The 18,829-nt window shown below is 56.0% G+C and carries 23 protein-coding genes; 10 read left to right on the top strand and 13 right to left on the bottom strand.

Translation table 11 applies throughout. The annotated features are described in order from the left end of the window. Positions 1–91: 91 nt before the first annotated feature. The 4 genes from FIU92_RS20985 (at position 92) to FIU92_RS22885 (ending at position 3,438) form a co-directional block, all read left to right on the top strand. The gene (locus tag FIU92_RS20985) at positions 92–1,105 is read left to right on the top strand and encodes an ATPase, T2SS/T4P/T4SS family (protein WP_152460675.1); all 1,014 of its coding nucleotides are present in this window, start codon (positions 92–94) and stop codon (positions 1,103–1,105) included. Positions 1,106–1,117: 12 nt separating this feature from the next. After that, on the top strand, positions 1,118–1,276 hold the full coding sequence (locus tag FIU92_RS20980) for a DUF4177 domain-containing protein (RefSeq protein ID WP_152460674.1): 159 nt from the start codon (positions 1,118–1,120) through the stop codon (positions 1,274–1,276). Then, the gene (locus tag FIU92_RS20975) at positions 1,269–3,161 is read left to right on the top strand and encodes a type IV secretory system conjugative DNA transfer family protein (protein WP_152460673.1); all 1,893 of its coding nucleotides are present in this window, start codon (positions 1,269–1,271) and stop codon (positions 3,159–3,161) included. The genes FIU92_RS20980 and FIU92_RS20975 overlap by 8 nt, the downstream gene beginning before the upstream one ends. A 70-nt stretch (positions 3,162–3,231) precedes the next feature. After that, complete coding sequence (locus FIU92_RS22885) at positions 3,232–3,438, top strand: hypothetical protein (protein WP_167543142.1); 207 nt, start codon at positions 3,232–3,234, stop codon at positions 3,436–3,438. On the opposite strand, the gene FIU92_RS23225 is transcribed toward FIU92_RS22885, so the two are convergent. The 3 genes from FIU92_RS23225 to FIU92_RS20960 all read right to left on the bottom strand — a co-directional run bounded on the left by FIU92_RS23225 (position 3,342) and on the right by FIU92_RS20960 (position 4,790). Continuing rightward, positions 3,342–3,680 (bottom strand): cytochrome c, encoded by a 339-nt coding sequence (locus FIU92_RS23225; protein ID WP_161353840.1) that lies wholly within the window; start codon positions 3,678–3,680, stop codon positions 3,342–3,344. The genes FIU92_RS22885 and FIU92_RS23225 overlap by 97 nt on opposite strands. 246 nt (positions 3,681–3,926) lie before the next feature. Further along, positions 3,927–4,394: a DUF411 domain-containing protein gene (locus FIU92_RS20965; RefSeq protein ID WP_074637346.1), complete on the bottom strand. Its 468-nt coding sequence runs from the start codon at positions 4,392–4,394 to the stop codon at positions 3,927–3,929. A 51-nt stretch (positions 4,395–4,445) separates the two neighbouring features. Then, positions 4,446–4,790 carry a helix-turn-helix transcriptional regulator gene (locus FIU92_RS20960; RefSeq protein ID WP_046212131.1) on the bottom strand — a complete coding sequence of 115 codons (345 nt, stop codon included), beginning with the start codon at positions 4,788–4,790 and terminating at the stop codon, positions 4,446–4,448. 56 nt (positions 4,791–4,846) lie between these two features. Here FIU92_RS20960 and FIU92_RS20955 point away from each other — a divergent pair, with 56 nt between their 5' ends. The 4 genes from FIU92_RS20955 to FIU92_RS20940 are packed head-to-tail and all read left to right on the top strand — an operon-like array spanning position 4,847 to position 8,129. Then, positions 4,847–5,701 carry a cation transporter gene (locus tag FIU92_RS20955; RefSeq protein WP_028284971.1) on the top strand — a complete coding sequence of 285 codons (855 nt, stop codon included), beginning with the start codon at positions 4,847–4,849 and terminating at the stop codon, positions 5,699–5,701. Beyond that, complete coding sequence (gene lspA / locus FIU92_RS20950) at positions 5,698–6,207, top strand: signal peptidase II (RefSeq protein ID WP_036538122.1); 510 nt, start codon at positions 5,698–5,700, stop codon at positions 6,205–6,207. The genes FIU92_RS20955 and lspA overlap by 4 nt, the downstream gene beginning before the upstream one ends. A 46-nt stretch (positions 6,208–6,253) precedes the next feature. Further along, the gene (locus FIU92_RS20945; RefSeq protein WP_028284969.1) at positions 6,254–6,766 is read left to right on the top strand and encodes a TRAP transporter small permease subunit; all 513 of its coding nucleotides are present in this window, start codon (positions 6,254–6,256) and stop codon (positions 6,764–6,766) included. Continuing rightward, a complete protein-coding gene (locus tag FIU92_RS20940; RefSeq protein ID WP_046212151.1) occupies positions 6,756–8,129 on the top strand; it encodes a TRAP transporter large permease subunit in 1,374 nt (457 codons plus the stop codon). Before FIU92_RS20945 ends, FIU92_RS20940 begins: the two co-directional genes overlap by 11 nt. 279 nt (positions 8,130–8,408) lie before the next feature. On the opposite strand, the gene FIU92_RS20935 is transcribed toward FIU92_RS20940, so the two are convergent. From FIU92_RS20935 to FIU92_RS20890, 10 genes are all read right to left on the bottom strand, one after another. Continuing rightward, a complete protein-coding gene (locus tag FIU92_RS20935; protein ID WP_152460672.1) occupies positions 8,409–9,446 on the bottom strand; it encodes a hypothetical protein in 1,038 nt (345 codons plus the stop codon). 87 nt (positions 9,447–9,533) lie between these two features. Next, the gene (locus FIU92_RS20930) at positions 9,534–11,363 is read right to left on the bottom strand and encodes a relaxase/mobilization nuclease domain-containing protein (protein ID WP_152460671.1); all 1,830 of its coding nucleotides are present in this window, start codon (positions 11,361–11,363) and stop codon (positions 9,534–9,536) included. Continuing rightward, complete coding sequence (locus FIU92_RS20925) at positions 11,360–11,779, bottom strand: hypothetical protein (RefSeq protein WP_152460670.1); 420 nt, start codon at positions 11,777–11,779, stop codon at positions 11,360–11,362. Before FIU92_RS20925 ends, FIU92_RS20930 begins: the two co-directional genes overlap by 4 nt. Positions 11,780–12,251: 472 nt before the next feature. Next, entirely contained in the window at positions 12,252–12,452 is a 201-nt protein-coding gene (locus tag FIU92_RS20920; RefSeq protein ID WP_152460669.1) for a hypothetical protein, read from the bottom strand. A gap of 684 nt (positions 12,453–13,136) precedes the next feature. After that, positions 13,137–13,679 carry a hypothetical protein gene (locus tag FIU92_RS20915; RefSeq protein WP_152460668.1) on the bottom strand — a complete coding sequence of 181 codons (543 nt, stop codon included), beginning with the start codon at positions 13,677–13,679 and terminating at the stop codon, positions 13,137–13,139. A gap of 22 nt (positions 13,680–13,701) precedes the next feature. Further along, the gene (locus FIU92_RS20910) at positions 13,702–13,992 is read right to left on the bottom strand and encodes an addiction module antidote protein (RefSeq protein WP_152460667.1); all 291 of its coding nucleotides are present in this window, start codon (positions 13,990–13,992) and stop codon (positions 13,702–13,704) included. A 5-nt stretch (positions 13,993–13,997) separates the two neighbouring features. After that, the gene (locus FIU92_RS20905) at positions 13,998–14,291 is read right to left on the bottom strand and encodes a type II toxin-antitoxin system RelE/ParE family toxin (RefSeq protein WP_152460666.1); all 294 of its coding nucleotides are present in this window, start codon (positions 14,289–14,291) and stop codon (positions 13,998–14,000) included. A 115-nt stretch (positions 14,292–14,406) separates the two neighbouring features. Beyond that, the gene (locus FIU92_RS20900; RefSeq protein WP_152460665.1) at positions 14,407–16,272 is read right to left on the bottom strand and encodes a ParB/RepB/Spo0J family partition protein; all 1,866 of its coding nucleotides are present in this window, start codon (positions 16,270–16,272) and stop codon (positions 14,407–14,409) included. Positions 16,273–16,490: 218 nt separating this feature from the next. Continuing rightward, positions 16,491–16,895, bottom strand: a complete 405-nt coding sequence (locus FIU92_RS20895) for a DUF3768 domain-containing protein (protein ID WP_152460664.1) — start codon at positions 16,893–16,895, stop codon at positions 16,491–16,493. A 525-nt stretch (positions 16,896–17,420) separates the two neighbouring features. Then, positions 17,421–17,672 (bottom strand): WGR domain-containing protein, encoded by a 252-nt coding sequence (locus FIU92_RS20890; RefSeq protein WP_152460843.1) that lies wholly within the window; start codon positions 17,670–17,672, stop codon positions 17,421–17,423. 251 nt (positions 17,673–17,923) lie between these two features. On the opposite strand from FIU92_RS20890, the gene FIU92_RS20885 reads away from it, so the two are divergent. Together FIU92_RS20885 and FIU92_RS20880 are read left to right on the top strand one after the other, a co-directional pair. Beyond that, on the top strand, positions 17,924–18,316 hold the full coding sequence (locus FIU92_RS20885; protein ID WP_152460663.1) for a GFA family protein: 393 nt from the start codon (positions 17,924–17,926) through the stop codon (positions 18,314–18,316). Between the two features lie 102 nt (positions 18,317–18,418). Further along, entirely contained in the window at positions 18,419–18,721 is a 303-nt protein-coding gene (locus FIU92_RS20880) for an SH3 domain-containing protein (protein ID WP_152460662.1), read from the top strand. The last annotated feature ends 108 nt before the right edge of the window (positions 18,722–18,829 follow it).

Below are 18,829 nucleotides of genomic sequence, written 5' to 3'. Positions count from 1 at the left end.
TTATGTGGATGCCTTCGTGTTCGAGGCAAAGCCGAGATGCAGCGAAGGCAACCTCCAGTGTTCAAAAAAGTGCTCTACCAAGGACAAGAACATGAGCGGGCGGAACGGCAATAGCCTTCTGGAATACTATACAGGCAAGATCGAGCATCTGTTGCACGATGAAAGCCTGAGCGAAATTTCTGTGAATCCTGACGGATCGGTCTGGGTCGAAGAAATGGGCACAACACACATGACCAGGACAGACATTACTCTGAACAGAGATGATGTGGAAAACATCGGGCGCTGCGTGGCCGGATTCAGCGATGTGACATTCGGAGAAAAGAAGCCGATTGCGACGGCCAACGTGCCGACACAGCAGGGTAAAGCGCGGGTGCAGGTTGTGATTCCGCCAGCAACAACCGGCGTGGGGTCCGTGGCGATCCGCCTGCTCCGCGTGAAAACCGTCGATCTGGGCGCGTTCAGCTTCGCCAGCAAAGAGGCGGCGTTGGCAGAAAACAATGATCACAGCGCGCTTGAAAAGGCTCGGGCTGCTCTCGCTGCCGGAACAATGAACTTTGACGAGCTGGCCGACCTTGCGATGCTAAGCAAATGGAACGTGATCATTGCCGGGGGCACCTCGTCTGGCAAAACCACTGTTCTCAATGCAATGCTGAAGCGCGTCGATCCTGGCGAACGGATCGTGACGATTGAAGAAGTGGCCGAGCTGGACATCGAGCAACCCAATTCTGTCGATCTACTTGCTGACCGTTCCGAAGAAGATGGCCCTCGATCACCAACAAAGCTGCTGGAATCGGCGCTGAGGTTACGGCCTGACCGCCTCGTCTGCGGTGAAATTCGGGGCGACGACGCAAATATGTTCCTGGAACTGGTGAACACCGGCCACGATGGTTCTGTTTGTACCATGCACGCCAACTCACCAGTAGATGCCATTGGACGTATGAGCAAGATGGTGCGTCGCGGATCTCCGACCGTTCAAAAGTCAGAAGTGGTCGATGACATCCGGGCCACCATTCACATGATCGTTCACATGAAGAAAATCGGTGACGAACGGAAGGTCAACGGAGTGATCTTCCCACCCCTGATGACCGCTGATCAACTTATCTGAAGGAGAAATAGAATGAAAAAATTTGAGTATCGTAATGTCTTGATGCGGGTAGAGGAAAATGCAGGCGAGAAGTTTGCGAAGCTCGGGCAAGACGGTTGGGAAATGGTCGGCGTCGTACCTGCCGAGTTTGGCATCGTGTGCTTCTTCAAACGCGAGCTGACCGATGGCTGAGTTTCAGGATCTACCCAAAGGCAAGAAGGTCGCGATAGCCGGTACTATGGGCTTTATCGCTACCTCGGCTTGCGCGGTGTTGGTGGTCGGGCTGGCTCTCGAATACATCAACACCAGAGGCTTTCGCGGGCTGGACATCTGGGCGATCCCAGAGAAGTTCATGGCACAGCCTGCAGAGACGCAGCAGATCATGGGTCTGGTGGCGGTGGTCGCAGTGGGTGTTTTGACCTTTGCATTTGTGGCGGCTGCGCTGCGTGGTCCCTCAACGAAATACGGTGATGCGACCTTTGCAAAGGCCCCTCAGCTCGTCCAGGAAGGCTATGCGTCGGTTCTGAAGCTCAAAGACAAATTGGATAGTGAAATCGTGTTTGCCAAATTTGGTGAGCCAAAGGACAAAAACGCGATCTACTATAAGCCCGGCCCCGGTGTCCAAAAGCCGCACGCGATGTTCATTGCCCCGTCTGGTTCGGGCAAAACCAGCGGCTTTGTGATCCCGAATGTCCTGCGTTTCAATGGGTCTTGCGTCGTCCTGGACATCAAGGGCGAGATTTTCCAGACAACCGGCGCGCGTCGGGCAGCAATGGGCGATGAGGTTTTTATGTTCGACCCCGAGAACCCCGACAAAAGCCACAGCTACAACCCTCTGCGCCGCGCAGCACGTGCCGACAATCTGGACCGGCGATGGGAAGAAGTGATTCAGGTTGCAACTCAGATGTTCGACACGCCCAGCTCGTCCGCGCAGGGCTTTATGGGTGGTGTTGAAGGCATGTTCTGCGCAATGGCGATGCTGGCGATCAAAAGAAAGCGGCCATACATTTCCGAAGTCCTGCGCCTGGTCAAAACGACCAAGCAAAAGGACTATGAGAAAATGGCTGAAGAAGTTGGATATGCGCGAGCTGCAGATGAGTTTCTGAATCTTGCAGCCGAAGAATCCAAAATCCTGCGGTCAACGATTTCGGTTATGTTGAACTCCGGCCTGCAGCTCTGGCGCAACCCGTCGGTAGCAAGAGCCACGCAGGGCAATGACATCAACTTTGAAGATCTGCGTCGGCGCCCCAGCTCGATCTACTTTTCCGTGCCAGGGAAAAAGGTCAAAGAGTTCCGGACGCTCATTCGCCTGTTCTTCCTCGATCTGGTGAACACCATCGAAACTGTTGAGCCGGGCGAAGATGAGCCGTTCAAGGTTTTGATGCTGCTCGATGAGTTCCAACGCCTCGGCCATCTTGAGCGCGTTGTTGAAGCCTATGACACCATGCGATCGTTCGGGGGCAGGCTCGTGGTGATTTCGCAAACACTGTCGCGCCTACAGGACATTTATGGGCACGAGGGTGTGCGGGCGATGCTGGCAAACGCTGGAACCCAGATGTTTGCCGCCTCAGAGGATTCCGAAGTACGCGAACATGTGTCCAGGTCCATCGGGGACAAAACGGTCATAAGCAAGTCGAAGTCTCGAGCACTCGGCAAGATGGAAATGGGCAGCATATCAGAGCGTGAAGAAGGCATTCGGCTGCTCCGGCCAGAGCACGTTGGTCGTCTGCCGGAAAACGAGGTTGTGCTGATCCGCGAAGGCAAGATGCCCGTGATTGCGAACAAGATTCGATATTTCGAAGATCCTTATTTCATGCAGTTCCTTGGTGGCGACACGCCAAAGATCAAAGGGACACACCTGGATCTTGCTGAAGAGCAGGCCAAGGATACGGCAAAGGCAGTGGCTGATGCGAAACCGGCCCCTGCCCCGGTGAAAGAGGTTTCTGAAAAAGACCAGGAACTTCAGGCGGCATTTGATGCGCAGCGCACGGTCGCAAAGCGGAAAAGTCGGTCAGCGAAAGATATGGCGATGGAGAAAATGAAAGCCAAACGGGCTGAAAGTAGCGCCTTCACTTGACGGGGGTAACAGGACGCGGCCGAACCGGACCTTACTTCAATATGCAGAGAACGGCAGGAGAGAGCCCAGAGTGAGCGATGCTGCGCGCTCCACCAATGTCAGTTTTGGTGGTGATCGGCGAAATTGTGTATTTTTGGAAGCACCGCCAAAAGCTCTACAAAGTGTTCGCGGTGCGCGGTATCACGGGAACCCCGCACGCATGTATGCGATGATTTTCCAGATTTCTTCTTCAGTCAGCGCTTCCCGGAAGGCTGGCATTTCTGTTCCGAAGCGCTGACCGCCCTCAGAAATTGCCCAGAGCAGATACTCGTCTCCCGACATCGGCATCTGAACAAACCATCTAAGGAGAGCCGGAGAAGGCACGAGAGACCGACCGGCCTCACCATCCCCGAGACCCTCGGCTCCATGACAACTTGCGCAGTTCGCTGTGTATAGCGTCTGGCCTTCCGCGATAACTTCAGGCGTCGCGCGAATAGTGCTCCGAGCGCCCCGATGAGCTGCGGGCACGCACTCGTTCATGTAAGTCCAATGTCGTTGCATGCGCTATTGCTGGCCCGGACCCATGTTGCCGTGTCCCCAGCCAGGCATGCGTTCAGACCACATGTGGTTCGGTCCCATTGGCCCGTGACCCCACCCAATCGCCTCGCTGCTGCTGTGCGAAGGCTACAGTAGCAGAGATCATACACACCGCAACCTTACCAAAATAGCGTGATTTATGCTGCTTCATAGTCTTCTCCTTATGGTTTCCGATCAATGAAATTGCCGTCAGGCTGCTTCGTAACTCGTGAACACTTCGGTGTTACCGTCGCGCCGGATCAGAAATACATCGTAGGCTTCACGCTGATCTTCTGGCCCCATTCCGTGTGATCCATAGGGCATGCCGGGAACGGCGAGACCGACTGCGTCTCGGCGTTCGTCCAGAAGGCGACGAATGTCTGCTGCGGGCACATGGCCCTCGATCATATAGCCTTCGATCTCGCCTGTGTGGCACGATATCATCTCTTGGGGGATGCCATTGTCCAACTTGTGTCGGACCAGCAGTGTTCCAAAGCTGCGCTCCTCGGTCACACGGAAGCCTTCAGCCCGAAGAATATCAGCCCAAACCCGGCAACAGCTGCAATTCGGGTCCTTAAGAACGTGGATCGACGGAGCTCCCTGCGCAATCGCGGCGAAGGGTGCAATGCTGGTAAGACCTACAGCGGCTATAATAATTTGACGGCGCGTTACATCAATATCAGTCGTCCTTTAGCTCTGTCCTAGTCTATTTCATCGCTTAGTGGCTGCTTATCTCCCGCGATAGTTGTCGCAGGCCTCAACGCCCCCTGCGACCACATCGAGAAGTGCGTCCACATCGCTCAACAGCGTTGCGATACGTGCGCTACTGATACGGTAGCGGATGAAGCGCCCATCTCGGTCGCTGTTAACTAGCCCGCACTCCAACAAGCATCGCAAGTGGTTGGATACGTTTGGTTGTGATAGTCCCGTACGCTCGACGAGTTCGTGAACAACCAGCGGCTCCCCGCACAGCGCGCCGAGAATAGACAAGCGGCTTGGGTCGGCAAAGCCGCGAAATAGTTTTGCGCGTTGTTCAATGGTACCGACCTTGCGGTCCACAACGATCTGCGTCATATCATTGCTCACTGATATATTATCCTTTGATCCACTTTAGCAGGAGAACTGCGATCATGGCCAACGCTGATAGCACCGGTTCGGCGGCAGATATCCCATCCTTCCGTTACCGCGTTTCCGGTATGGATTGCGCCAAGGATGCCGCCCAGATCGAGCGGGCGGCGCAATCTGCAGGTATCGCGCCTGACGCCGTGAAAGTGTCTACTGCAACGCACATAATGACTTTGACAGCTCCCGAAGCGCGCTTGCCGGAAATTGAAAAAGCCGTCGAGACAACAGGGTATGGGTTTGACCGCATCGAGAGCGACGAAGATATTCAGCAAGGTGCGGCCCATCAGGACCCTGGCTATCGCCGCGCGCTCTGGATCGTTGTGATCCTGAATGTTGGTTATGGCGTTCTTGAAATGATCGGCGGGTTCATTGCCGGGTCACAGGCCGTGAAGGCCGACGCGTTGGATTTCATCGGCGACGGCGCAATCACCTTCCTCGGCCTGTTGGCCATCGGCTGGAGCCTCGCTTGGCGAGCGCGGTCGGCTCTGATCCAGGGCATCTTCCTCGGCCTGCTTGGTCTTGGAGTCTTTGGCACGACCATCATAAGGGCATTCGAGCCGACAACCCCAGACGCCACTTTGATGGGGATTCTGGGCCTGATTGCTCTTGTGATAAATGTCATCTCCGTGCTGCCGTTGCTGCGGTACCGCAAGGGCGACGCGAACATGCGCGCTGTCTGGCTGTTCTCGCGCAACGACGCCATCGGCAACGCCGCAGTCGTTATCGCCGCCGGGCTGGTGGTTTGGCTAGGCAGCGCATGGCCCGATCTCATCGTAGCCTTCGGGATCGCCGGACTGTTCCTGCACTCGTCATGGGCGATCATCCGCGACGCGCGGGCCGATCTGAAGGCGGTGGCATGAACAGCCGCGTTCTCGGTGGGCTTTGCGCCATCGCCGCGTTTGGTGTTGATCAGGGCACCAAGGCTCTTGCCCTGAACTCCCCGGCGCTTGAGAACGGGGTCGAGGTTCTGCCCTTTCTCAACCTCGTGCGGGTTTTGAACGATGGGGTCAGCTTCGGTATGCTCGGCGGGGTCGTACCCTGGTGGGGTCTGGTCGCACTTGCTGCCGTGGTCGTGGCATGGCTGCTGATCTGGCTGTGGAAGGCTCCGGACAGGCTGACAGGTGCGGCGCTCGGTCTGATCATCGGAGGCGCGCTTGGCAATATCCTTGACCGTCTGCGCTATCAGGCCGTCCCTGACTTTCTCGACTTCCATTACAGGTCATACCACTGGCCGTCCTTCAACTTGGCTGACGTGGCGATCTTTTGTGGGGCAGCATTGCTGTTCTGGGACAGCTTTCGCACCTCGAAAGTTAGGCCGGAAAATCGGGAACAAGACAATCGCAAGGGAGATGTCACGGGGGGATAACAGCTAACAGGCAAAGAACTTTGGGAGGGAATTCGGCTTGAGATTTTTGGATTGGATTGACCGTGGCATTCGCGGCATCGGCGTCGTGACTGCGTGGCTGACAGTTGTTTCGATTGCTGCTTATGGCGCGCTTCAGATGCTGGATCGCAAGCTACAACTTGGCGTGTCGAGCTATTTGCCGGACCTGTCCACGTCACTGCTGTTCATCCTAATTTTCTTGACCTTTGGGTATACCTATCTGCGCGACGGTCACGTGCGCGTTGATGTTCTTCGCAGACATTGGTCCGCCCGCCGCATTGCTTGGATCGAACTGATTGGCGGCCTTTTTGTCCTTCTGCCGCTCGCCGCCATCCTGACCTACTACGGATGGGACGGTTTGATGCGCACCACGAAATACGCGGAAACCCAGTTGTGGGCACAACGCATCACCGGGGTCATCGGCCCCATCTTGCTGGCTCTTGCCGGGATGATCGTAGCCCTTCGCAACATCGCCTTTCTGACAGGGAGACGTGCGCAAGGTGCACCGGAACAAGCAAGCGGCCTGCACAATGGTGAATGAGGTCCTCACGGTTGCCATGCTTGTCGTGATGGCGATTGGGGTTTTCAGTGGCTTTCCGGTGGCGCTGGTGCTCGCGGGGACAGGCTTCTTGGGGTTTGTCGCTGCGGTTTGGGTGGGGATCACTGATTTTCAGCATCTGGGGCTGATCTACCTGCGGGCCCGTGGTGTACTGACCAATGAATCAGTCCAATTCACCAGCGTTCCAATGTTGATTTTTCTTGGCCTGATCCTGAATGCCAGCGGGATTGCCGAAACCATGTTTCGCTTGCTGGGGCGTCTTCTGACAGGCGTTCCCGGTCGCTACGCCATTGCGACTTTGCTGATCGGCCTCGTTCTTGCGCCCGCCGCCGGGGTGATCGGTGCTTCCGTCATAACTGTGGCGTTGGTGGCCTATGCCCCGATGATGGCGTCGGGCTACGCACCGCGAACCGCAGGAGGCGCTGTCGCAGCTTCTGGAGCATTGGGTGTCGTGTTCCCGCCAGCCGTGATGCTGTTCTTCATCTCGAACGTGTTCTATCTGCGCATCGGATTGATGTATGTGGCCCTCATCGTACCTGTGCTTCTGATGGTCATGGCCTTCGCGGTCTACTTTGCGGTCACCTTGAGAAAAACGGTCGAAATCCCGCTGGACACACCCAAGACCAATCTTGTGTCAGACCTCTTGTTTGTACTCGCGTCTGTCGCGGTCATCGCATCCATTCCGCTCAGCATCATTCTGGGCTTTGCGACACTAACAGAGGCGGCTGGAGTAGGGGTTTTTGGCGCGCTTTTGGTTGCTCTGGCGCGAAAGCGTCTGTCTTTCTCGTCGTTAAACTCTGTCACGGTGCAGACAAGCACGATGACGTCGATGGTCTTCTTCATCGTACTTGGCGCATCGGTGTTTTCGCTCAGTTTCCACCTCGTTGGTGGACCAAATGTGATCTTCGACTGGATATCCGCATTCGATCTCACCCGGTGGGAACTGTTGGCCATGCTCCTTGGCGTGATCATCATACTTGGGTTTGTTTTTGACTGGATCGAGGTGCTGCTGGTCTTTGTACCCGTACTGATGCCGATTATTTCAGAGCTCGACTTCGCAGATCACGTCGGCTCTGCCTACTTTGCACAAATCTGGATCGCTGGCCTGATAGCCTTGGCGTTGCAGACGTCTTTTCTGACGCCCCCTTTCGGTTATGCCCTGTTCTTTGCCAAGATGGCCGCACCGAAGGGTATCAATCTGTCTGATATCTATCGCGGAGCGGTACCCCTTGTTGCCATTGAGATTGCATTGATCGCGGCGCTGATCTCGTTTCCTCAGCTTATCACTTGGCTGCCCGAAATGGCCCTTGGGGATGCCGATGCGCCGCAATTGATACAGCGGTGAGTGATGTAGCCTGCAGCGGGGGAAAGCATTCCCTTGTGGGTTCTCTAGGTTTAACCGTTTTTTCGGATTGAGCTGAAGCGGCCACTGGCGCAGCCGCAGCGAAATGGTGCTTAGTCCGCTTCTTGCCTATTCAAACGTGGTGCAGCGAATGCCCGGAATGTCCAAGGACAAGAGTCCGTCCCAATCGGAACAGACCCCACATTACTCCAACCCGGTGGTCTCGCTGTTCCCGGCAACACATTCACCGGCGCGAACAATCATCTATCATGTCCTCCGTGGTTAAAGACTGTGTCCATCATACTCATGGACGTGGGTAGCCTGTTCGCGGGTATGGGCAATCTCTTGCACCACGGCGGCAATCTTGCTGGATGAAACTTGGTGCAGCTCACCAACAACGGCCTCCGCGCGCTCGTAGCTGTCCGGAACGCCTTGGCTGTTGAAATGGGCGGCAGCGGTGGAAATGTCCGCGTCTCGCCAAGTCGCAGTGGTGCCGACTGAAACGCTGTCATGATCGTTGTAGCGGGCCAGGAACTTGTTTCCATCGAGTCCGAAGCTGTTGGCGGTTGCAACAATGTCGTCACGCACTGCCAGCCATTTTTCGGCCTCGGAGGGGTCCAGGTTATCCAACTCGGCCGCATTCATGGATGTGGTGTAGCTGTCGTCGACAACAGTGTATGCCTGCAGGTCGGTGTCGTATGGGCGTAGCTCGGCAACATCGCCCTTCAGCTCTCCGATCTGCACGTCCATTGCAGCACGCAGATGCGGATCTTCGACCTCTCGTGCAAGTGCCTCCATGTTTTCGATGGAGTTCACAATGTCCTTGGTCTGCTGTTCGTAGTTCTCGAAACCGGCCTGCCCCAGAGCGGATTGCATATACTGAACATAGCGATCACCGGGCGACTGGTAGTCGTCGGAATCCTGAAAGCCTTTGTCGCCGGACAGATCCGCAAGGGACGAATAGTAAGGGTGATACAAGTCGTATTCCTGAGCGTCGTTCATGTGCTGAGAAACCAAAGCCTGCATGTCGTTCAGATCAACCGGCTCCCCTGACCGCTCCGCAGCCTCCAATTCGATTTTCAGTTCTTCGACCAGATCTTTTTGCGCCGTGTGTTCGTCAACACGGCGGTTGGCCTGGTCCTCGATGTCGAAGCTCTTTGAAGCAATGGCTGCACGATCATAGCCCATCGCCTGCTGCTCTTTCATGATGATGTCGATCTGCTCTGAAACGCGATCCTCGCGCGGGGCAGATTGATCGAATTGGGAATAGGGTGCGAAGTGTTCGACTTCGTTCAAAAGATAGTCTGTACGCGAAACCATAGTTTTTCCTTTGCGAGTTGATGGAAAACTCTTTGATGGATCTACCTACGGCGTTGGCGCGCTCATCAGGCAGACCGGGTGAACTCCTTATAGGCTGTGTCCGTCATCGTCGCCCCGCCCTTGCAAGAGCGGTTGCGTTGCGTGGGCGTGAACGTCTGAAAGTTCTTCTGAGATTGCGATGATCTTGGAAGAAGCAAGCTGGTGCAGCTCGTCAACAACGGCCTCTGCGCGGTCGCGGCTGTCCGACAATCCTTGAGCCTGGAAGTGGGCAGCGGCGGTCGAAATGTCGTCGCTGCGCCATCCCATTGTTGTGCCCAAAGTGACGTTCTGATGATCGCCAAAGCGGGCAACGAACGCCTCGCCATCAAGGCCGTAGCTGCTGGCCGTGTCGGTGACTTCCTTGCGGATCGCCGCCCACTGTTCGGCCTCCGGATAATCCAAGACATCCATTTCGGCAGTATCCATCAGGGTTGAATATCGCCGGTCCTCGATGATGTAGGCTTGCAGGTCGGGATCGTTGGGCCGCATGTTGGCTACGTCACCTTTCAACTCTCCTATCTGAATGTCCATCGAAACGCGCAAATGAGGGTCAACGACCTCGCGCGCCAGCCCTTCCATTTTTTCGATGGACTGCAAGATTTCAGCAGACTTCTTCGACCAATTGTCACTGGCATCCTCGCCCAAAGTATCGCGCATGTAAGCGTCATAGCGCACCGCTGGCGGCGAGTAGTTTTCGGACGCTTGATAGTCTTTGTGATCGACAATATCGGCCATCGCCGAGAGCGTTCCGCCGCTTTCCGCGATATGCTGGTGATCATCAATGTGCTGGATTACACGGGCCTTTAGATCGGGGCTGATTGTTTCCTCGTTGCCGCCTAATTCGACGTGCTGGCGCAACTCGCGCATCAGATCTGGTGACTTGTATTCGGGGCCTCCCGGCTCACCGTAGTCATCAAAATGATGAGCCTGATCCAGCAGATGTTCCATTCTCGATACCATAGGCTCCTCTCCTTCTATGAGCTTGATGGCAAACTCTTCGATCTTTTCGCTGACGGCGTTGGCGCGCTCATCAAACAGATCGGACATTCTAGCGATGGATAAAGTCATAACATCACCTGCCATGTCGCGGGCCGTAACTTCGACTTCCGGGGTGGTCTCAACCACCGACATTCCGGCCTGAACCTTCCACGTGTCGGTCTCGACTTCCTGCCGCAAGCCTCGCTCAAGGCGGGTCGTAGCGGTCAGCTCAATTCCGTATTGTTCTGCAACCTCAACCTGGATAGAGCGCTGAACGTCGATGTTCATTTCGCTGCTCATGCCCATAGCGAGCCACTGCCCATGCTCGACGCCTCGGCTGTTCACAACGATGTGGACATGGGGGTTATCAGTGTCGTTATGGAACACGGTCAGATAGTCCCATGTATCGCCAAAATCACCGCTTCCAAATAGACGATCTGCGAACTCCAAACCGGCCTCGTGAGCGGCGTCGGGATAGGTGCCTTCGGGGAAAGAAACGATCATGTGACGGGTGTAACCGTAGTTGGTTTTCCCGTTGAAATCCTCCGCCCAGGTCTCGATCAGATCACTGACCTGATCCGCATCGAGCGGGGTCACGCCATTGTCCCGGATGTCCAAAACACCCTCTGCCCGAACGGTCAGATAATTGATCTGGCGGCGCAGTTCGTGCGCGTTCTTGACCCCACCTTTGCGAACATGTTTCACAACCGCCTCGGGCCTTCCAACCACGGCCCCAAGCCGCGCCTTGATGGATGAGGCCCGCGAGATCATGAACTTCATGCGCTTGGCAGTTTGCAGCTGCTGGCTGATCTGCTTGGACCGATCGACGCCCTTCTGTGCTTCCCGGAACGCAAGCTCTAGGAAGTCTCCGGCTGTCAGATTGCGAGCTGCGGCGTTCATTCTTCAGCTGTCCAATCATCGTCACGCAGGATCCGGCGAATGGCGGATTCAGGTTCACGGTTTCGGCGGGCTGCTGTGATCATCGCCTTCAGATCTTGCCGGTGCTGGATGATCGCTCGATGGAGATTTTCGACGTCGCGGCGGTCGTCATCGGTCCAGATCACCGAGCCGCGTTTGGCAGATTTCGCAAGCTGGTTGAGGTTCGTGTATCCGCCCTGAACCTGTCGCAAGTGCGTCTGCCAGAGATCCACCAGGCCCGGGTCAGGATCGAGATAACCGATCAGCCGATAGATCAGTCGTTGGATGATCTGGTTGCGGCTCTTGGCCCCAAGCGCGCCCACAGCCGCCTCCAGACGCGCCAATGCATCCAAAGGCAAGCGCACGGAAAAGACAGTGGTGTCGGAGGGCTTGCTCAATATATACCTTAGGTTGTATTTATGATTTGTAACACAACTACCTTATCCTGTCATACTCTCCAAGAGGAAACCGGGGGTGATTTTAGAAATCCGTACTTTCTCAAATTGCCCTCGGAACAGTTTTTCTCTTGGAGGCAATCTCCACGCCGGGAAAAGGGTCCCGCCCCTTTTCCAGCCAGCAGGCGTGGGTGCCAGTGGACCGGCGCAGGGCAATCATGTTTCGCATGAGCTGCCCGAACAGCGCCCGTCACATTCCGGCACGTTCAAGGTCAGTATGGCATTTTCCGCGCGCCTCAGCGCGCTCAGTTTCCCGCCGCCTGCGCGGCGGGTGTGGTCAGGGTGAGGGCTGCCGCGTTGTGGTGGGACGGAGCCCCTGCCCGGTCATTGGACCGCGCGCCACCTGTGGCGCATATATGGTCCGGCCTGCGGCCGGAGCAGAAGAAAGGGCGGCTTGCGCCGCCCTGCCCTCTCGTCATTCGGTGACGGGATCGTCATCGGTGCGCTTCGGGAAGGCCACCATCTCGACGCTGGGGAACATGCTGTGCTTGACCTGGATCGAGGTGATGTTGCCGGTCTCATCGGTATTGACGAAGAGCACCCCGCATCGGTCCCAGAAAGTCTTGCCTTCTTTTTCACCCGTCTTGACGTTCAGTTTCAGTGTTTGAGTTGCCATTGTTTGATCCTCGCTATGGCGTGTTTCGATGAACATGGCTGAAGCGGGCATCAAGGGGATGTCAGCAGGGAATTTGATCCGCGCGGAATGCGCCGCAGGCGCAGGGGAAATTCCTTGTTGAAGCGCGGCGCCCGGACTGGGCACCGCGCGTCTTCCCCGACTGCCCGCTTATGTTCATCACCTCAGAAACACGGCAGCCGAGGATCATCTCCGGCAACGGGTTTGAAACTGTCAGGCCAAGTGAACAGGCAAGACTTTCTGGGATCGCTGCGCACGGGTCATCCGAACAAAGCGATGTGGTTTGTGGCGGCAACATCGCCTCGGTCCGACACGGGCCCGGTGCTCAGGCCCGAATGCGGGTGGCCTTTCTGAGCCGGTATGACTCGCGCAACGACAGATTTACGTTAACTGGTGGCGCAAGCCACCATTTCCATCTGGCGGAGGCCAAAGACCGGGCGGTCCGGCCCTGGTCCGCGCTCGCGTGGATCAGGTTAACAGACGGACTCAATTTGGCGAGGTGGATTTGGCTGAGATAATACGACAACCCACGTGACCTATCTCACGCGCGGATGTCGGCGGGACCAGCACATGGGCGGAGGCCGCGCGATGCCGCTCCAAGAAAGAGGCCCACCGAAGCGGGCCACAAGTTGAACCGAAGGAAAATCTCGAGGTAATGATCTCAGGCTAACGCTTGCGCGCGCGATCGACAACACCGTCGGCTGTGATCGTGGCAATGCGATCCTCGGTGCGCCGGGTCATTTCCACCCCGTCACCTGTCATATGCGCCTCGGCAAACTCGGTGAACTTGAAGATGCTGCCATCGGCTTCAACATGGGTTTCATCCTCTGCCGAGCAGCGTTTCACCGAGCCGTCATGGCGGATTTCGATGAGCGTGTTGTCGGCCATTCGGACCGTCACGGTATGCTCATCTACAGCGACGCCCTGCCACCACATATCTGCATCGCGCCGCACAACAATGCGACTGGGATGCAGTTTGATCTGCACATCCTGTGCCACGTCCGGATCCGCGGCTTTGACGACAACGATGGCCTCTTGCGCGCTGGGATCACCATGGATCGACGCGCTCCCGTTTTTTGGCGGCCAGAGCTTCGGCTGCGTGCGCGGCTTGCCCTTCTGATCCGTGTGAAACCCGACAAACATCTGTGCGGATTTCCAGACGCGGCGGGCGGCTTTTTCAACCGTAGAAGGGGCTGCATCGGTAGACATGATGGATGGCCTTTAAAGTGGGTTAATTCACGTGCATTTTCGGGGTGAGAGTCACACCCACAGCACTCAGCACCTTCAGCACCGTGCCAAATTCGGGATTGCCGTTTTCGCTAAGTGCGCGGTAGAGGCTTTCCCGAGACAGACCAGATTTGTCGGCCACACTCGACATACCTTTGGCCTTGGCAACATCGCCAAGTGCCGACGCGATAAGCGCCGTGTCGCTGGTTTCAAAAGCCGCTTCCAGATAGGCTTGAATGGCTTCGGGGCTGTCCAGGTAGTCAGCCGCTTCAAACTTCGTTGTTTTGACACCCATATTTTTTACTCCAACTCTTTTGCCATCGCTTTGGCTGTTTTGATGTCTGCCTGCTGGGATGACTTGTCTCCCCCACAAAGCAATATGATCAAAACATCACCGCGCGACACATAGTAAACGCGATACCCCTTCCCTTCGGAGATACGCAGTTCACTCACACCTTCACCAACCGGCTTCACATCACCGGGATTGCCCAGGCTCAATCGCGTGATGCGAACCAAAATCCTGGCTCTTGCTCTTTGGTCCTTCAAACCCGTGAGCCACTTGTCGAACAGGTTCGTCTTACGAATTTCTATCATACCTATATGTAGCCTACAGGCTACAACCTTTCAAGTCAAAACAACCTATACCATTGAACTAAAATCAAAAATCATTGCTGAAAAGCAGGGCGCGTTGCGCCCTGCCCTGCCAGTTTCAGAAGCAATCCGGCACCCATGCATCGATCCGGGCTTTCTGTGCCTCGGTCACGCCCAGTGCCTTTTGATGCTCTGGATCATTGAAGAGCTTGTGCAGCGCCTCGTTCTTCGCACCTTTCTTGGATTTCGCGAAGGCTTTGAACATGTCGGCGTCGATGTGCAGGTCCAGCAGGTCTTTGTAGAGATCATCCAGCTGCCAGCCTTTCAGACGCTTGAAGCAGTTTTCAGCCGAAGGGGTCCAGATCGCGCGCATGTCTGCACCGATCTCAGCCTCGATCTCCGCCATGAACTCCGAGCGCTGGGTCAGAAACCGCCGGGCCAGAAAACCCGTGATCTCACCATTGCGGGTCTTCTTGCCCAGATCGCGAAACGCTTTGAACGCTTCCACGCTGCCTTGTGCGGCAATCTCGTGGAACTGGTCATAGGCTGCCTGTGCCGCTTCATCCCGTTCTCCGCCAAGACGCGGGTCGAGGATGAACTGGTCATCGATCTCGGGTGTGTTCCGCTCGGCACCACCATAGCCAAACCCAAACAGATTGCTGGTCAGACCGGAGGCCGGGGTGGCAAAGAAAGCAAACAGGCTCAACACATAATCAGGCTTGTCCAGCAGGGCCGTTTGAACCGCTGCCAGCCGGATCGCCACCATGTCGTCGATGAACTTCTGCGAATAAACTGGTTTTGGTTCTTCCTTGATCTCCGGTTCTTTGACCGGGGCCAGAACACCAGCCTCAATGGCAGCCTGAACATGTTCCGCCGCGACATAGGCCGGGGATGTTTTGATCTCGCCATTGTTGGTGACATAGACAAACACGCCGGACAGCTTGCGCTGCGCGTCAGAATAGAACGGCGCCGTATAGTCCTCAAGCGCGGCCAGCTCCTTTTCACCATCCGCGTCCAGAGCCTCACCCTCATAGAGTTCGGCAAGTTCGTCATACCGTTCGGCCTGTCCTTCGGTGAAGTCCCGGCTCACCATGTCCAAACGGTGCATGTCTTTCGTACCCGAGAACCCATAGGGAATGTAGCTTTCCTCATGGGTGTCCACCCAGTCCCAGCCTTCCGCGTCGCGCAGTTTTTCCGCTTCTACCGCCAGTTTCTCGGCAAACAGACGATCCAGTAACGCGCCTTCATTGAATAGGGTTTCATCGGCAAACAGATCAGCGGTGACGGTGCCGCCCGCCTCAACATAAGCCTTCTGCCCGACAAATACGGCCTTGCGGCTAGTGCTGCTAACAGCCTCCGACGTCAGTGCCTGTTTGACATCATGCTCACTGAACCACCGACATTCTTTGGCCCGTTCCAGAACCTCCAGAATTTTCTCTTCTTCGGTGCTGACGGTCATGGCTTTGGCCAGCCCCATGCTGATCTCACCGGCTTTGAGCGCATCCAGAACGGCGGCGGGCAGACTGGCAAGCGCGAGGCGGCGGCGCACATGGGATTCGGTCACGCCAAACGCATTGCTGATCTTGGCAATAGACAGAGATTTCTCGGCCATTTTGCCATAAGCACGGACCTCGTCCACAGGGTCCAGTTCTTCACGGGCGGTGTTCTCCGCATTGGCCCATTGCTCAGCCACGAAGGGATTGTCCGTGACCTTAACGGGAACCTGTGCCAGATCAGCGCGCTCAGTCACGGCGATGTTCAGAGCCCGTAGGCGGCGACCACCGGCAACGATTGCGACTTTGCCATCGGTATCGCGCAACCCGCTGAGGTTCTGGATCAAGCCACACATAACCAAACTGTCGGCCAGAAGTGCAATACCTTCCTCACCAACCTCCTGTCGTGGGTTGATGTCAGACAGGTAGAGATCGGACAGGGATACGGTTTCGATGGTTTCCGGTGCGGTGAATGTTTCGACTTTGCTCATGGGGCAAATCCTTGTTTGAGTGTTTGAGATCGTGTTAAGGGTGCCCTACCCCTTCCGGGGTAGAGCGGAGCCGTTTAGATGGCTGCGTGTTGGATCAGGAAGCGGCGCGCGATGTGGAAATTGTCGCCCTTCCTGATTAGCGCCCACGCTTCTGCGATACGTTGCTGCAAGATTTCATTGCTCATGGTGTTCACCTCCTTTCCGGTTTGGGATTGAGATCAGTATTCGCTGGGGCACATGATGGTCAGAACGCGGCGCGTCACTGACGTGTCAAACGGCCGGTCGGACCCATACGTGTAGTCCGTGTCGTAAAGATCGATCTTCCAGAACAGCTTCTGGTCACGGACTGTCACCGCCCCAAAGGTGTGATCGCCATAGGGGTCATTGCCCTCGTCAAACTGGTCATCCGACGCCACCGCTGCCAAAGCTGCAGTCTGGAACTCCATCCCTTCACCTGACACGCCGGGCGTGACAAATACCTGACCCTGAATTCCCTTAGAATGCATCTCGATTGCCGCAGTCGGATCGATCAGCGCTTTCCGAAATAGGTCATTCTGGGTCGCAATCTCTGCCGCCTGCAGGCTGGTGTCAGTGTCGATGTCTTTTGTCTTTTCAATGTCCAAAACCGTCTCTCCTTTTGTGGTGCGACCTCTGGGGTTGATCCCCTTTGGTGCTGGTTTTGAGCCGAGCCCTGAAAGGGCGTCGTCTCTAAAACCTGCCCCGTGGCGAACGCGGAGAGGGGCGAGACAGGACAAATCGACAAGAGTGGTGCGGTCCGCAGCGCGACGCGCGAGGACACGGTCTTGTCTATTTGTCTTGTCCGAGGGGGGAGGCCGCGCCTTCCCCCTGACGTCGGGGGGCGTTTGGCTTGTCCAAATCCCGCCTGACCAACAAAAGAAGCCAAAGGATCTTCGATCCTGCGGAAGCGCAAAAGGGATCGAAACCCGAACGGGCAGATCACCACGGCGTGGAGCGACTATGATCCAAAGCCCCTGCCCCGACTCGCAAGAGACGGGTCAGGGGCTACTGGGACAGGGAGATCATGCTGGGGTGTTCTGGGTGGAAGCCGATACGTCGGCTGAAACCTAGAGCCTGCTCACGAGCCGAAAGGCTCGGGATTTGCCACAGAAACAGACTGCAGCCCGAAGTCACTCACCGACCGGAACATACCCTCGACGGAGCTTTTGCTTTTCGAGATTGTGGAGCGCGTCACTAGCCAGGGCTTCGTCATCATACGTCACCATCATGGCTTGCCCGTTCGTGCCAATACGCCCCCAGGTACGAAGCACTGAAACCTCCCCAAACAACGTCGGCTGCAACTCGATGCCATAGAACCGCGCCATGTTGATCTCAGGGTCCACATGGATCAGGTGCACAGGTGTGGTGTCTGTCAGCTCCATGACGCGATTGTCGATCAATAAAGCTCGTCTGTCCAATGACTTTGCTGGAACAGTCAATTGGCAAGGATTCAGAACCGTGATGAAAACATTCGACAACTCAATCTGTCTGATGCTTGCCTCGTACCCATCCAGGTACAAGAGCTCATATTGGCACCATTCCACATTCCGCTGCTGGAACCGTTGTGACCACTGGCCAGAGTAGGTACGGTTTTCTCATATCTTGCAAAACGAAATAGAAGGATGAAGGCAACGTGGCTGAAATCTTGGAAGGCGGATGTTTTTGCGGTGAGGTTCGATACCAGGTCACTGGCAGCGCAGTAATGCAACTCATGTGTTTTTGCAGTGATTGCCTATCGATGACCGGAACGGACGGTTATGCCGGGTACATGATAAAGTCGGAAGACCTGCAGCTGCTGAAAGGCAAACCACGGACCTTTGAGAAGACCTCAAAGGAAGGTCGACCTGTCATCAAGCATTTTTGTGGCACCTGCGGATCAGGCCTGTGGGGCGTGACAGCCTTCGGATTGACGAGCATTGCGGCTGGGACATTGGATGAGCCAAACAACTTCAAGCCAACGAGCAAGGTTTTTGTGAAAGATGCCCCCAACTGGGCCAGGGTTCCCCACCATTTGGAAGAAATGTAGCGTTTGAAGCTTTGGTATCACCTACATTTCTGTCTTGGAGTTGTTCCTCTTGGTGACCCGAGTTGCTACGATTGTCGTTGAGGCAATAAGCAGGACATCGCGATGCGCAATGCAATCTTTTTACCCCTAATGGCTTTGTTCCTGGGGGTCGTCATGGACGTTAAACCGGCGGCGGCCGCGTCACTCGGAACATATGAGGTTTTTGGCGTCGAAGACGGTGACATGCTAAAAATGCGCAGTGGGCCTGGAACAGGGTTCAATGTGATCGTTGGTCTTCCAAATGGAACCGCACTACGAGTTCACGGCTGTGAGCAGACCGGTGGCACCCGTTGGTGCCGCGTCTCTTTGGAGCGCGCGCGCAAGCTTAAGGGATACGTCTCTTGGGCATATTTGCGGAAAATCTAATACGACAGCGATCAGCACCACCATCTTTTAGCAATCATAGAATACCGGCGGAAACGCCCTGACGAATCCACTAGTTGGGCTCACACCCGTCGTCGAAGCGGCTCGCAA

Origin of the sequence: Ruegeria sp. THAF33, from assembly GCF_009363615.1 — a bacterium.
Taxonomy (GTDB): domain Bacteria; phylum Pseudomonadota; class Alphaproteobacteria; order Rhodobacterales; family Rhodobacteraceae; genus Ruegeria.
Note: the sequence above shows the minus strand (reverse complement) of the source record. Positions and strands in the feature narration are given on the sequence as shown.

Excerpts from the sequence above, each read along its gene's own strand:
- FIU92_RS20935 (WP_152460672.1), bottom strand. The coding sequence starts at position 9,446 with ATGGTTTCGCGTACAGACTATCTTTTGAACGAAGTCGAACACTTCGCA.
- FIU92_RS20880 (WP_152460662.1), top strand. The coding sequence starts at position 18,419 with ATGCGCAATGCAATCTTTTTACCCCTAATGGCTTTGTTCCTGGGGGTC.
- FIU92_RS20900 (WP_152460665.1), bottom strand. The coding sequence starts at position 16,272 with ATGAGCAAAGTCGAAACATTCACCGCACCGGAAACCATCGAAACCGTA.
- FIU92_RS20920 (WP_152460669.1), bottom strand. The coding sequence starts at position 12,452 with ATGGCAACTCAAACACTGAAACTGAACGTCAAGACGGGTGAAAAAGAA.
- FIU92_RS20930 (WP_152460671.1), bottom strand. The coding sequence starts at position 11,363 with ATGAACGCCGCAGCTCGCAATCTGACAGCCGGAGACTTCCTAGAGCTT.
- FIU92_RS20980 (WP_152460674.1), top strand. The coding sequence starts at position 1,118 with ATGAAAAAATTTGAGTATCGTAATGTCTTGATGCGGGTAGAGGAAAAT.
- FIU92_RS20955 (WP_028284971.1), top strand. The coding sequence starts at position 4,847 with ATGGCCAACGCTGATAGCACCGGTTCGGCGGCAGATATCCCATCCTTC.
- FIU92_RS20940 (WP_046212151.1), top strand. The coding sequence starts at position 6,756 with ATGGTGAATGAGGTCCTCACGGTTGCCATGCTTGTCGTGATGGCGATT.
- lspA (WP_036538122.1), top strand. The coding sequence starts at position 5,698 with ATGAACAGCCGCGTTCTCGGTGGGCTTTGCGCCATCGCCGCGTTTGGT.
- FIU92_RS20915 (WP_152460668.1), bottom strand. The coding sequence starts at position 13,679 with ATGTCTACCGATGCAGCCCCTTCTACGGTTGAAAAAGCCGCCCGCCGC.
- FIU92_RS23225 (WP_161353840.1), bottom strand. The coding sequence starts at position 3,680 with ATGAACGAGTGCGTGCCCGCAGCTCATCGGGGCGCTCGGAGCACTATT.
- FIU92_RS20910 (WP_152460667.1), bottom strand. The coding sequence starts at position 13,992 with ATGGGTGTCAAAACAACGAAGTTTGAAGCGGCTGACTACCTGGACAGC.
- FIU92_RS20960 (WP_046212131.1), bottom strand. The coding sequence starts at position 4,790 with ATGACGCAGATCGTTGTGGACCGCAAGGTCGGTACCATTGAACAACGC.
- FIU92_RS20890 (WP_152460843.1), bottom strand. The coding sequence starts at position 17,672 with ATGGAGCTGACAGACACCACACCTGTGCACCTGATCCATGTGGACCCT.
- FIU92_RS20985 (WP_152460675.1), top strand. The coding sequence starts at position 92 with ATGAGCGGGCGGAACGGCAATAGCCTTCTGGAATACTATACAGGCAAG.
- FIU92_RS20975 (WP_152460673.1), top strand. The coding sequence starts at position 1,269 with ATGGCTGAGTTTCAGGATCTACCCAAAGGCAAGAAGGTCGCGATAGCC.
- FIU92_RS20905 (WP_152460666.1), bottom strand. The coding sequence starts at position 14,291 with ATGATAGAAATTCGTAAGACGAACCTGTTCGACAAGTGGCTCACGGGT.